At 64.2% G+C, this 12939-nt stretch carries 15 protein-coding genes; 7 read left to right on the top strand and 8 right to left on the bottom strand.

Translation table 11 applies throughout. The features are described from left to right. The first annotated feature begins 15 nt into the window (after positions 1-15). The 4 genes from WA983_RS06740 (at position 16) to minE (ending at position 3838) form a co-directional block, all read left to right on the top strand. Positions 16-1767 carry a glutamine--tRNA ligase/YqeY domain fusion protein gene (locus WA983_RS06740; RefSeq protein ID WP_424311777.1) on the top strand — a complete coding sequence of 584 codons (1752 nt, stop codon included), beginning with the start codon at positions 16-18 and terminating at the stop codon, positions 1765-1767. Positions 1768-1780: 13 nt separating this feature from the next. After that, entirely contained in the window at positions 1781-2602 is an 822-nt protein-coding gene (minC, locus tag WA983_RS06735) for a septum site-determining protein MinC (RefSeq protein WP_424311776.1), read from the top strand. A gap of 151 nt (positions 2603-2753) precedes the next feature. Further along, positions 2754-3569 (top strand): septum site-determining protein MinD, encoded by an 816-nt coding sequence (gene minD / locus WA983_RS06730; RefSeq protein WP_424247135.1) that lies wholly within the window; start codon positions 2754-2756, stop codon positions 3567-3569. 2 nt (positions 3570-3571) lie between these two features. After that, positions 3572-3838 carry a cell division topological specificity factor MinE gene (gene minE / locus WA983_RS06725; RefSeq protein ID WP_424247136.1) on the top strand — a complete coding sequence of 89 codons (267 nt, stop codon included), beginning with the start codon at positions 3572-3574 and terminating at the stop codon, positions 3836-3838. Here the strand turns inward: minE and WA983_RS06720 are convergent. The 5 genes from WA983_RS06720 to ettA form a co-directional block, all read right to left on the bottom strand. Beyond that, entirely contained in the window at positions 3835-4719 is an 885-nt protein-coding gene (locus tag WA983_RS06720) for an AEC family transporter (protein ID WP_424247138.1), read from the bottom strand. The genes minE and WA983_RS06720 overlap by 4 nt on opposite strands. A 79-nt stretch (positions 4720-4798) precedes the next feature. After that, a complete protein-coding gene (locus WA983_RS06715) occupies positions 4799-6604 on the bottom strand; it encodes an acyl-CoA dehydrogenase C-terminal domain-containing protein (RefSeq protein WP_424311775.1) in 1806 nt (601 codons plus the stop codon). A gap of 317 nt (positions 6605-6921) precedes the next feature. Beyond that, complete coding sequence (locus WA983_RS06710) at positions 6922-7149, bottom strand: glycine zipper 2TM domain-containing protein (protein WP_424247142.1); 228 nt, start codon at positions 7147-7149, stop codon at positions 6922-6924. A 147-nt stretch (positions 7150-7296) separates the two neighbouring features. Beyond that, positions 7297-7854, bottom strand: a complete 558-nt coding sequence (locus tag WA983_RS06705) for an isochorismatase family protein (RefSeq protein ID WP_424247144.1) — start codon at positions 7852-7854, stop codon at positions 7297-7299. Positions 7855-7934: 80 nt separating this feature from the next. Further along, positions 7935-9608, bottom strand: a complete 1674-nt coding sequence (gene ettA / locus WA983_RS06700) for an energy-dependent translational throttle protein EttA (protein WP_424247146.1) — start codon at positions 9606-9608, stop codon at positions 7935-7937. A gap of 376 nt (positions 9609-9984) precedes the next feature. Between ettA and WA983_RS06695 the strand changes: the two genes are divergently transcribed. Genes WA983_RS06695 through WA983_RS06685 form a run of 3 tightly spaced genes read left to right on the top strand, consistent with a single transcriptional unit; the run spans position 9985 to position 11024 of the window. Continuing rightward, positions 9985-10245 (top strand): toxin HicA, encoded by a 261-nt coding sequence (locus WA983_RS06695; RefSeq protein WP_424247148.1) that lies wholly within the window; start codon positions 9985-9987, stop codon positions 10243-10245. Further along, complete coding sequence (locus WA983_RS06690) at positions 10242-10565, top strand: type II toxin-antitoxin system HicB family antitoxin (RefSeq protein WP_424247150.1); 324 nt, start codon at positions 10242-10244, stop codon at positions 10563-10565. Before WA983_RS06695 ends, WA983_RS06690 begins: the two co-directional genes overlap by 4 nt. Positions 10566-10580: 15 nt before the next feature. Beyond that, complete coding sequence (locus WA983_RS06685) at positions 10581-11024, top strand: hypothetical protein (protein ID WP_424247152.1); 444 nt, start codon at positions 10581-10583, stop codon at positions 11022-11024. Between the two features lie 4 nt (positions 11025-11028). Here WA983_RS06685 and WA983_RS06680 read toward each other — a convergent pair whose 3' ends face one another. The 3 genes from WA983_RS06680 to WA983_RS06670 form a co-directional block, all read right to left on the bottom strand. Further along, positions 11029-11991, bottom strand: a complete 963-nt coding sequence (locus tag WA983_RS06680) for a glycosyltransferase family 2 protein (RefSeq protein ID WP_424247154.1) — start codon at positions 11989-11991, stop codon at positions 11029-11031. Positions 11992-12126: 135 nt separating this feature from the next. Continuing rightward, positions 12127-12255 carry a hypothetical protein gene (locus WA983_RS06675; protein ID WP_003803595.1) on the bottom strand — a complete coding sequence of 43 codons (129 nt, stop codon included), beginning with the start codon at positions 12253-12255 and terminating at the stop codon, positions 12127-12129. Positions 12256-12318: 63 nt separating this feature from the next. After that, a complete protein-coding gene (locus tag WA983_RS06670) occupies positions 12319-12879 on the bottom strand; it encodes a YceI family protein (RefSeq protein ID WP_424247156.1) in 561 nt (186 codons plus the stop codon). Positions 12880-12939 lie beyond the last annotated feature (60 nt).

Here is a 12939-nt window from a genome sequence, read left to right as displayed (position 1 = left end):
TCCCATCCCCGCACCATGACCACCGATTCAGCGCCAGTCTCCAATTTCCTGCGCACCATCATCGACAACGACCTGAAAGCAGGACGCTATCAGGACAGGCAATGGACGCTTCCGCCCAGCCCGGCCGAAGTCCGCCGCGCCGGCGCACTCGACCCCGCCCGCATCCGCACCCGCTTTCCGCCCGAACCCAACGGCTATCTGCACATCGGCCACGCCAAGAGCATCTGCCTGAATTTCGGCCTGGCGCGCGACTACCAGGGCATCTGCCACCTGCGTTTCGACGACACCAACCCCGAAAAGGAAGAGGACGAATACGTCCACGCCATCATCGACATGGTGCGCTGGCTGGGCTTTGACTGGACGCAGGACGGCACCGAGCACTGCTTCTACGCCAGCGACTACTTCGAAACGCTGTACCGCTTCGCTGAAGCCCTGGTGCAGGCCGGCCACGCCTACGTGGACGAGCAATCGGCCGACGAAATGCGCGCCACGCGCGGCACGCTGACCGAGCCGGGTACGAATTCGCCCTGGCGAGACCGCCCCGCCGCCGAATCCCTGGCGTTGTTGCGTGACATGCGCGACGGCAAATTCCCGGACGGCCGCATGGCCCTGCGCGCGCGCATCGACATGGCCTCGCCCAACATCAATCTGCGCGATCCGGTCCTGTACCGCATCCGCCATGTGGCCCACCACCGCACCGGCGATACCTGGTGCATCTATCCCATGTACTCCTGGGCGCACCCGGTCGAGGACGCCCTGGAAGGCATCACGCACAGCATCTGCACGCTCGAATTCGAGGACCAGCGCCCCTTCTACGACTGGATCCTGGAACGCCTGGCCGAACTGGGCCAACTCGCTGCGCCGCTGCCGCGCCAGTACGAATTCGCGCGCCTGAACCTGAGCTACGTCGTCACCAGCAAACGCAAGCTGCGCCAACTGGTGCTGGATCACCACGTCAACGGCTGGGACGACCCGCGCCTGCCGACCCTGGCCGGCCTGCGCCGCCGGGGCTATACGCCCGGTGCCATCCGCCTGTTCTGCGAACGTCTGGGCGTATCCAAGGCCGACTCCCGCATCGACTACAGCATCCTGGAACAAGCCCTGCGCGACGACCTGGACCCCGTGGCGGCCCGTGCCGTGGCCGTGCTCGACCCGATCAAGCTCGTCATCACGAACTTCCCGGAAGGCCTCGAAGAGCCCTGTTCCGCTCCGCTCAATCCGCATGAACCCGAGGGTGCCCGGCGCGCCTTTCCCTTCACGCGCGAACTCTGGATCGAGCGCGACGACTTCCGCGAAGATCCGCCCAAGAAATACTTCCGCCTGTTCCCGGGCAATCTGGTACGCCTGAAATACGGCTACGTCGTGCGCTGCACCGGCTGCGTCAAGAACATGCAGGGCGACATCACCGAGGTACACGCCGAATACCTGCCCGAAACGCGCAGCGGCACGCCGGGCGCCGACAGCGTCAAGGTCAAGGGCACCGTCACCTGGGTCAGCGCGGCCCACGCCGTGCCCGCCGAGATCCGCCTGTACGACCGCCTGTTCACCGAACCGCACCCCGACAGCGGCGACCGCGACTTCCTGCAGGCCATCAACCCCGACTCCTGTCGGGTCGTGAACGCCTGGCTGGAGCCAGGCACGCAGGCCGAGCCCGGCACCGCCTGGCAATTCGAGCGGCTGGGCTATTTCGTCGCCGACCGCGAGGATTCCACGTCCGAACGCCCCGTGATCAACCGCGCCGTCACGTTGCGCGACACCTGGGCCTAGGAGCCGGACGAACATGGCCAAGACCGTTGCCGCCCTGGATTTCAAGAGCGCATCCCTGCACGTCCTGCGGGCCGTGCTGCACACGGCCGACACCGCCGAACTGACCCGGGCGCTGGACCAGCGCATGCAAGAGGCCGGTGCCTTCTACGAAAACGAACCCGTGGTGCTCGACGCCCAGGGGCTGGAGCAGGCACCCGACTGGCAGACACTGGCCGACGCCCTGCGCCGCTATCGGCTGCACCCGATCGGCGTGCGGGCACCCGGGGCCCTGCTGGCCTCGGCCCATCAGGCCGGCCTGGCGCCTCTGGACATTTCCACAAGCCGGCAGTCGGCGGGCCGCGCCGCCGCGCCGGCCAGGACGACTCGCGCGCCGGAAGCACCGGACACGCCCGCCCCGGAACCGACGCCTGCGGCCCGCCCCCAGCCCGAATCCGGCGCCAACGCGGCCTCGTCCGCCGACGACACCATCCCGCCCACCGGCACGGGCGCGTCCTCGGAGACCCTGGTGATCCGCCACCCGCTGCGCTCGGGCCAGCGCATCTACGCGCGCGGCGGCGACCTGATCGTCATGGGCATGGTCAGTCAGGGCGCCGAAGTCATCGCCGACGGCCACATCCACGTCTACGGTCCGTTGCGCGGCAAGGCCATGGCCGGCGCGCGCGGCAACCCGCGCGCCATGATCCTGACCACCCAGCTCGACCCTGAACTGCTGGCCATCGCCGGCGTCTACCGGGTGGTCGAGACCCGTCTGCCCGACACGCTGCACAACCGCCCTGCCCAGATCGAACTGGACGGGGACACGCTGCGCATCCGGGCGCTGCAGAACAGCGCTTGACGGACCTGTCCGCCACCCAGGGGGCAGCCCGGCACCCCTGAAGCGGGTATCCGGTCACATCCGGACACGGCCCGCCACCGGCCAGTCAGCCCTCCCGGGGGTTTTTGCTTTACGATGTCATGAATTTTTCGAACAGGGGAACACAGTCACCATGGCGCGCATCGTTGTAGTCACCTCCGGCAAGGGGGGGGTGGGCAAAACCACCACCAGTGCGAGCTTTTCGGCCGGTTTGGCCATGCGCGGCCACAAGACGGTCGTGATCGACTTCGACGTCGGCCTGCGCAACCTGGACCTGATCATGGGCTGCGAACGCCGTGTGGTCTACGATTTCGTCAACGTCATCCAGGGCGAAGCCACGCTGAACCAGTCACTGATCCGCGACAAGCAACTGGAAAACCTGTACATCCTGCCGGCGTCCCAGACGCGCGACAAGGACGCCCTGACGCGCGAAGGCGTGGAAAAGGTCCTGACCGATCTGGCCGCCATGGACTTCGAATACATCGTCTGCGACTCCCCCGCGGGGATCGAGACCGGCGCGGTGATGGCGTCCTACTTCGCCGACGACGCGCTGGTGGTCACCAATCCCGAGGTCTCCTCGGTGCGCGACTCCGACCGCATCCTGGGCATTCTGTCGGCCAAGTCCCGCCGCGCCGAACAGGGCGATGAGCCGATCAAGGAACATCTGCTGCTGACCCGCTACAACGCCAAGCGCGTGGCCGACGGTGAAATGCTGTCCCTGAACGACATCGAAGACATCCTGCGCATCCGCCTGATCGGCGTGATCCCGGAATCGGAGACCGTGCTGCAGGCGTCCAACCAGGGCATTCCGGCCATCCACATCCGCGACTCCGACGTCGCCCTGGCCTACCAGGATGTGGTGGACCGCTACCTGGGCGAAGAAAAGCCCCTGCGTTTCGTGGACTACGAAAAACCCGGCCTGTTCAAGCGCCTGTTCGGGGGTAAATAAGCATGTCGTTCCTGGATTTCCTGCGCGGAAGCAAGAAGACCTCGGCCAGCGTCGCCAAGGACCGCCTGCAGCTCATTCTGATCAACGAACGTGGCAGCGGTCGCAACGCGCCCGACTTCCTGCCGCAAATGCAAAAGGAACTGATCGCGGTGATCTCGAAGTACGTGCAGATCAACCCCGAGGACATCAAGGTCAACCTGGACCGCCAGGATTCCCTGGAAGTACTTGAGGTCAAGATCGAGATGCCGCAAACCGAAGCGCGCAATTAAACCCAAGTCAGCGTTGCCCAGACCACCAGCGGGATCGTTGCCAGAGACAACAGGTTCCCTAGCAGCACCACGCTGGCCACGGTCTTGGGCTCTACGCGATACTGTTCGCACAGCAGATAGTTCAGCACCGCCGGCGGCAGCATGACCGACAAGGCGATCATGCGTGACCATTCCGGCGTCAGGGGCAGCAACCACAGCACGATGGGCAGCGTCAGCAGGCCCACCAGCAGATACAGCACGTTGATGCGCAGCGCCAGGCCCAATTGCTCGACCCTGTCCTGGGACAGACGCACGCCCAGACTGAACAGCATCAGCGGAATCGCGATCTGCCCGGTCAGGTCCAGCGTGGTCATCACGAAGGGCGGAATCCAATCCCGGTGCGGTGCCATGACCACGCCCAGCACGGCCGCCCAGATGTTCGGATTGCGCAGCCACAGCCAGCGATCGCCCTGACGCGACAGCAGGAACAGGCCCAGGGAGAAATGCAGCAGGTTCGACAGCACGAACAGCAGCACGATGTCGCCCAGCAGATCCTTGCCATACGCCAGCATCATCAGCGGAATGCCGATGTTGCCGGTGTTGCGGAACATCCCCGGCACCAGGAAAGCGGGACGGGACACTCCGGGGCGGCGCACCAGGGCCAGCAGCAGACCCGGCACGAGAACGATCAGAACCCCGGCCGCCACCAGCGGCCAGCCGCGCGTCAGATCGACCGGATTATTCACCAGGGCCGAAAACACCAGCGCGGGACAGAACACCATCACATTGGCGTGATTGATGAACCCCATGTCCGGCTTGCGCGCCTGACGGCGGCCAAAGGCAAAGCCCAGGGCCGCCACGGCAAAGACGGGCAGGACGATATTCAGCAGGGTCAGGAACATGAAAAGAGGCGGGGATTGACGACGGCAGCCCAGAGTGTACAGCGCCCCGCCTCTTGTTCCCGGATCAAGACCCCTGGGATCAATACCCCAGTGCGAAGTCCTCTGCCGGCAGATCCATCAGCACGTCGGGGCCGGCCTTGATGGCGTCCACGTGCGCGCGGGTGCGCGGCAGGATGCGGGTGAAGTAGAAACGCGCGGTGTGCAGCTTGGCCTGGTAGAAGGCCTTGTCGCCCTCGCCCGTCGCCAGCTTCTCGGCCGCGACACGCGCCATGTCGGCCCAGAAATAGGCCAGCGTCACGTAACCCGAATACATCAGATAGTCCACGGACGCCGCGCCCACCGCCTCGCGGTTGGTCATGGCCTTCATGCCGATCTTCAGGGTCAGGTCGCCCCATTCCTTGTTCAGTTCGGCCAGGGGCTTCACCAGTTCGGAAATCGCGCGGTTGCCGCTGTTGGCCTTGCAGAATTTGTGCACGACCTTGGTGAAGAGCCGCAGCGGCTCGCCCTGGGTCATCAGCACCTTGCGGCCCAGCAGGTCCAGCGCCTGAACGCCGGTCGTGCCTTCGTACAGCATCGAGATGCGGCTGTCGCGCACGTTCTGCTCCATGCCGCGCTCGGAGATATAACCGTGGCCGCCGAAGACCTGGACGCCCAGATTGGCCGCCTCGAAGCCGGTCTCGGTCATGAAGGCCTTGGCGATCGGGGTCAGGAAACCCAGCAGCTTGTCGGCCTGTTCACGCGCGTCCGCGTCCTGGCTGTGCTGCATGATGTCCACTTGCTGCGCGGCGTAGTACAGCAGCGCGCGGTTGCCCTCGGCGTAGGACTTGATCGTCAGCAGCATGCGGCGCACGTCGGGGTGCACGATGATGGGGTCGGCCGGCTGGTCCGGGAACTTCGGGCCGCTCAGGGCGCGCATCTGCAGGCGCTCACGCGCATAGGCCGTGGCGCCCTGCAGGGCGACCTCGGCGTGCGCCAGCCCCTGGATGGCGGTGCCCAGGCGTGCCGTGTTCATGAAGGTGAACATGCAGTTCAGGCCCTTGTTGGCCGGTCCGATCAGGAAACCGGTGGCGCCGTCGAAATTCATCACGCAGGTGGCGTTGCCATGGATCCCCATCTTGTGTTCGAGAGAGCCGCAGGACACGCCATTGCGCGCCCCCAGGCCGCCCTGGCCGTCGGCCAGGAATTTGGGCACGATGAACAGGGAGATCCCCTTGGTGCCGGCGGGCGCGTCGGGCAGGCGGGCCAGGACGATGTGGACGATGTTTTCCGCCATATCGTGTTCGCCGGCGGAAATGAAGATCTTGGTGCCGCTGATCTTGTAGCTGCCGTCGGCCTGGGGCTCGGCCTTGGTGCGCAGCATGCCCAGATCGGTGCCGCAGTGCGGCTCGGTCAGGCACATGGTGCCGGTCCACTGGCCGGACACCAGGGGTTCCAGATAGGTCTTCTGCTGTTCCGGCGTACCGTGCGCCTGCAGCGTGTTCATGGCGCCGTGCGACAGGCCGGGGTACATGCCCCAGGCCCAGTTGGCCTCGCCCATCAGTTCGCTGATGGCCATGCCCAGGGATTCGGGCAGGCCCTGGCCGCCGTGGGCCGTATCGTGCGACAACGCCGGCCAGCCGCCTTCGATGTACCGGGCGTAGGCTTCCTTGAAGCCCGTCGGGGTCTTGACGCCTTCGGACGACCAGGTGCAACCCTCGCGGTCGCCGACCTGATTCAACGGCGCCAGCACTTCCTGACAGAATTTAGCGCCCTCTTCCAGGATGGCGCCGACCATGTCGGGGGTGGCATCCTCGCAGCCCGGCAGGGACTGATAGTGGGCGGGGTAGTTCAGGACTTCGTCACGCACGAAACGGATGTCGCGCAGAGGGGCTTTGTAATCGTGCATCTCCGGTCTCCAAAGGGATGTTCTAAATTCAAACGATCGTTTGAATTTAAGGGAGAAGCCTGTTTGAAGTCAAGGCCCGGAGCAGTCCGAACAGGGTTGGACACGCAAAAAAGGGCCCCCACGCTGCGCAGGCCTACGGCCAGCTTGCTGTCCACCTCGCGGCCTGCATGCCGCTCGGATTCGCCAGGCACAACTCAGTCCGCAGGGACTGACTTGTGTCCGGGCTCATCCCCAAAGGGGGCGCTTTTTACCTTGGGACGGCCCGGCGGCAAAAAAAGCGCCCCGGAGGGCGCTCATCGCACTGCATGTGTCGCGGATCAGCGGTTCTTGCCGACCTGATCGCCGATGACGCCACCGATGGCAGCGCCACCCACCGTGCCCAGGATACCCCCGCCGGTGACGACGGCTCCCGCCACGCCGCCCAGGCCCGCGCCCGTGACAGCCGATTTCTGGCGGTGGCTCATATTGTCCCAGGACGAGCACCCGGCCATGGCTGTCGCCAATATCAGGGCCGTGCCGATTTTTCCGAATGTCCTGATCGTCATAGTGATTCTCCTTCTCGTGTGCCGCATGATGGTTCATGCCCGGTCGGGCATCCTGACTTCTTTATAAGCGGCCGTCCCGGAAAAAGCTGTGAGCCAAGATGTCGATCCTTGTAACTTGTAACAGCAGTATCAGGGATACGGCGCGCTTCACTTCACCAGCGCCAGCACATCCCGGAAGGCCGGATGCGCCGGCGTTTCCAGCCATTCGTAGATCGCCATTTCGGACGTGACGGTCTCCAGGCCGTACCGGCGCCAGCGTTCGCAAGCTCCTGCCCAGTCGGATGGGCGCCGGGAACCGATACCGTCCGTGATCAGTACCGGCTCGTAGCCGGCCTGCGCCAGACCCAGTCCTGTTTGTAACACGCAGATATGTGCTTCGGTGCCTGCCAACAACACTCGGGAACGGCCCGCCGGCCATTGCTCCAGGAAAGCGGCCTCACGGCAGGCGTTGAAATGCGTCTTGGAGACGACCCGGTCGATATGGAGCGCCAGATCGGCGTGGGTCGGACCGATCTTCTCAGGCCAGTGTTCCGTGGCCCAGACCGGGACGGAGAGCAGACGGGCTGCCTGGGCCAGCCTGGCGACACGCCCTCGCAAGGCGTCGGTGTCCTGGATCGCCGGCAGCAGTTTTTCCTGCATGTCCACGATCAGCAGCAGACTGGTGCCAGTCGTCAGCAAAGCCCGGTTCACATCCACGTGTTTCATGACGCACTCCTTGGAGGGGGCTCTGAACGTCAGGCGCCGAACGGTCCGCAGGAACGGCCCGGCGCCCGGACTCATTCAGTTCATTTCAGGGCCTTGTAGCGGATCCGGCGCGGCCGGGAGGCCTCTTCGCCCAGGCGGGCCTTCTTGTCGGCCTCGTATTCCTGGTAGTTGCCGTCGAAGAACACGACCTGGGAATCGCCTTCGAACGCCAGGATGTGCGTGGCGATGCGATCCAGGAACCAGCGGTCGTGGCTGATGACCAGCACGGAGCCGGCGAATTCCAGCAGGGCGTCCTCGAGGGCGCGCAGGGTTTCGACGTCCAGGTCGTTGGACGGCTCGTCCAACAGCAACACGTTGCCGCCCGCGATCAGGGTCTTGGCCAGGTGCAGGCGGCCGCGTTCACCGCCCGACAGCTTGCCGACGTGTTTGCCCTGATCCGCGCCCTTGAAGTTGAAGCGGCCCAGATAGGCGCGCGCCGGCATTTCGAAGCGCCCCACGGTCAACAGGTCGGCACCGTCGGAAATGGCGTCGAAGACGGTCTTGTCGTCGGGCAGAGAATCGCGCGACTGGTCGACGTAGGCCAGCTTGACGGTCTGACCCAGCACGACTTCGCCCGAGTCCGGGGCTTCCTGGCCGGCGATCATGCGGAACAGCGTGGATTTACCCGCGCCGTTGGGGCCGATGATGCCGACGATGGCCCCGGCGGGAATCTTGAAGCTGAGATCGTCGATCAGCAGCCGGTCGCCGAAAGACTTGGACACGTTGCGGAATTCGATGACCTCGTTGCCCAGGCGCTCGGCCACAGGAATGAAAATTTCCTGAGTCTCGTTGCGCTTCTGGTATTCGTGCGAGGACAGTTCCTCGAAGCGCGCCAGGCGCGCCTTGGCCTTGGCCTGACGGCCCTTGGGATTCTGCCGCACCCATTCCAGTTCTTTCTTGATGGTGCGCTGGCGGGCGGATTCGGCGGCTTCTTCCTGTTTCAGGCGGTCTTCTTTCTGTTCCAGCCAGGAGCTGTAGTTGCCCTTCCAGGGGATGCCGTGGCCCCGGTCCAGTTCCAGAATCCATTCGGCGGCGTTGTCCAGGAAGTAGCGATCGTGGGTGACACCGACGACGGTCCCGGGGAACTGACGCAGAAAGACTTCCAGCCATTCGACCGATTCGGCGTCCAGGTGGTTGGTGGGTTCGTCCAGCAGCAGCATGTCGGGCTTGGACAGCAGCAGGCGGCACAGGGCCACCCGGCGCTTTTCACCGCCGGACAGTTTGCCGACCATGGCATCCCAGGGCGGCAGGCGCAGGGCGTCGGCGGCGATTTCCATCTGGGTCTCGATGTCGTCGCTGCCGCTGGTCGCGGCGGCCGCAATGACGGCTTCCAGTTCGGCCTGCTCGGCGGCCAGGGCATCGAAATCAGCGTCGGGCTCGGCGTAGGCGGCATAGACCTCGTCCAGGCGCTTGCGGGCTTCGAAGACTTCGCCCAGGCCGGCTTCGACCGCCTGACGGACGGTGTGATCGGGGTCGAGCTGCGGTTCCTGCGGCAGGTAGCCGATGCGCAGGCCCGCCATGGGGACGGCTTCGCCTTCGATGTCTTTGTCCACGCCGGCCATGATCTTCAGGAGGGTGGATTTGCCCGAGCCGTTCAGGCCCAGAACCCCGATCTTGGCGCCGGGGAAGAAGGACAGGGAGATGTCCCGCAGAATCTGACGCTTGGGCGGCACGATCTTGCCGACCCGGTGCATGGAATAGACGTACTGTGCCATGTCGCAACCGTGAAAAAGGCGGGCCAAAGGATTCAGCCACGCAAAGTTCCGATTGTAGGCCGGACGGGGGGGTGGTGGGCGGGGGGATCGCCTCAGCCGGAGGGCCAGGCGGTTCTTCGGGCTGCCCGGGTCTGCCTCGTGCCTTCGTCAGCACTCGGCGCCTGACAACACCGGCGCCGTCGGGGGTGTCTGTCCCGGCTGGGGAGGGTGTCTTGTGGCGGACGCCTGAGACATTCTTGGCACAGCGCAATTTCCCGACTAGAAGAGACGCTCGCCCACATTCACACTTCAGGATGAATGCCAAACGAATCAATAACAAAAACTTGCCATCAAACACCACTATTGATACCATTCATACATAGCGTTGTTTCTTTCAATGTCTTCCATCGAAAAAATTATCCAGCAGATGAAAGCACAACCTCATGCCGTGCCTTTCAAGGATGTCGTCAAGATCTGCCGCGTCCGCTTCGGCCCACCCCGCCGTACCAGGGGCAACCACGTGATCTTCAAAACCCCATGGGCAGGCGACCCGCGCTTCAATCTGCAAAATGCGAACGGCCAGGCCAAGGCTTATCAGGTCCGACAGGTGCTGCAGGCACTGGACCAACTCGCTACCTATCAGGAACCTTTGTCATGAACCCCCAGCACTACACCTACCGCGTCACCTGGTCCGAAGAAGACCAGGAACACGTCGGTCTGTGTGCCGAATTTCCCAGCCTGTCCTGGCTGGACGCGGACCCGGCCCTGGCCCTGCGCGGTATCATGGGGGTCGTTGCGGAAACCGTGGCCGATCTTCGAAACAACGGCGAGCCCGTTCCGGAACCGATCGCCGAACGCCGTTTCAGTGGTCGTTTCGCCGTCCGCGTTCCGCCTATGATCCACCGCAGACTCGCTCTAGAGGCGGCTGAAGAGGGCATCAGCATGAATCGCCTGATCAGCGCCAAACTCGCCCTGTAATTTGACGAACGACCCATGACCCTTCCTCTCGCATTCACCCCGGCCGAGGCCGATCTGCTGGGCCGTACGGCCGATGCGCTGTGCGCCTATCTGGGCAAGCCCGTGATCGCCGAAATCGTGACCGAACCCGACGAGGGCTATGAATGGGCGCTGTTCGCCCTGCCGCTGGGCCCCAAGGACGAGGACGGCGACGCGCCCCACGTTCAGGCGGGCGGCCCCGGAGCACGCTTTCTGGGCAATTGCGGCGGTCTGGACCTGAGCGATGGCCAGGCGGTGGATTGCGAATTCCTCTGGGCCGTACAGTTGTCCGACCTGGAAGGCGTGCGCTACATCAAGGTGGACGCCCAGGGCGAGGAAGTCGCCTGGACCGACACACTGACGGACCTGCTGCCCTTCGGCCTGCAAGAAACCGAAGCGCCCCCGGACGACGAAGACGACGGCAGCGAAGACGACGAATAGGCCGTCAGGCCGTCACCGAGCGCTTGGACCGCGCGGTTGCGGCGCGCAGGCGGTCACGCACATACAGCGCCGCCCCGGCCGGCCACATGGCGGCCACCAGCAGACGCGAGGACCAGTGGCTCAGATAGCGCCCGGCGGGGCGGGCCACCCGCTGTGCGCGCAGATGCAGGCTGAAACGGGTGTAGCGGATCGCCGCACCAAAGAACGAGGCCGGCTGGTAGCGGAACCAGCCCAGGCAATACGCCACCGTGTCATGCGCCAACAGCCACAGGCCCAGCGCATGCCGGCCGCCATCGGCCCGTCCTTCGCTCGACAGACTGCTGCCGCCGTCGTGATACACGCGGAACACCTGATTGACGAAGCGGGTCACGTAGCCGGCCCGGGCGAGCGCCCGCCACACCAGGCTTTCGGGCACGAAGCCGGGGATGTCCTCGGGGAAGGGAAACCGGCGCAGCACATCCGTGCGCAGACAGCCGAATTTTTCGCCCCGGACGTGATAACGGAAGGTCATGTCCAGCGAGGACACGTCCATTACGTCGTGGGGATACATATCGCCCACCACGCTGCCATCGGGTCGCGCGCACAGGCCGGTGATCGCCACGGTGCGGTTGCGCTGGGCGGGCGGGATCTGCTCCCAGACCCCGGCCATGTGGTACAGGGCGTTGGGATCGAGTTCGTCATCGCTGTCGATGGCCACCAGCCATTCACCTTGGGCGTGACGCACCCCGTTGTTGAAAGCTGTTTTCTTATGTTGATTAGGTTGCCAGACGTAACGGATCGGGAAACTGGCTTCCTGTTGCCACCCCTGGATCAGGGTCCGGGTGGTGTCCGTCGAACCGTCATCCACGACCACCCATTCAAAGTCCTGGAAGGACTGTTCCCGCAGCGAACGGTACACGCGTTCCAGCGTGTGCGCGCGGTTGTAGGTCGGCGTGATGACGGAAAACAGATGGCGCCAGCAAGCCATGCCGGAGGCTCCTCTTTATTCCAATCAGCAACGATCAGCCCATGATAGCCGCAAAAAAAACCACGAACCGTCGGGTTCGTGGTTTCCCTGATGCCGAATTGTATATAAACAATACGGCTGGCCGTCGTCGAACAATCAGACGCGCTTGACCTTTTCGAGCATCTTGAAGACGCCCTTGGGCGCGCGCACGAACAGACGCTTGAAGGCCTTGCCAAGGCAACGGCGCTCCAGCGTGTTGCGCCGGGTGCGTTTGATTTCTGCCATGTGAATCTCCTGGTGTACGGGTGTAAGGCGGGCTTTAAAAGCAAAACACGCTATTTTAGCACTTTACTGGCGCACACCCTCGATCTCGATCTGCAGACGCACGGTGTCGGGAATCCCCGGCAGGCCGAATCCCATGCCCCACTGGCTGCGCTGGAGATCGACCCGGAAATCCCCGCCGCAGACTTCACGGTCCAGGCGCTTATTCTGGTAGCAATTGAAACGCACGGCATTCAGTTTGACCGGATGGGTCTGACCCAGCAGAGTCAGCTTGCCCTCGACGGCATGCACCAGGTCGCCCTCGAAACGAAAGGCGGTGGATTCAAAGCGAGCCTCGGGGTGCTGCTCAGCCTGGAAGAAATCACCGCCCAGCAAGTGTTTGTCGAAACCCTTGGAACCTGTGTTGATCGACTTCATATCGACGCGGATCTTCGCCTGGCCCGTCTTGGCCGCGCGGTCGAAGACGACATCCCCCTCGACCGTGTCGAAGCGGCCTCGTACCGTAGACGTGCCGTTGTGCAGGACCTCGAACGTGATGAAGGTGTGGTCCGCATCCGTCTTGTAGTCGGCCGCCTGGACCAGGATGGGGGCGGCGCACAACAGGGGCAGGGCAAGCAGGCGTTTCATGACGATTCTCCGGTGTTCCATGAGGGCCGGGACCGGCCCTGTAGCATTCAACCATTGTAA

Origin of the sequence: Castellaniella sp., from assembly GCF_049650445.1 — a bacterium.
Classification (GTDB): Bacteria; Pseudomonadota; Gammaproteobacteria; order Burkholderiales; family Burkholderiaceae_B; genus Castellaniella.
This window is presented reverse-complemented; position numbering and strand designations above follow the sequence as displayed.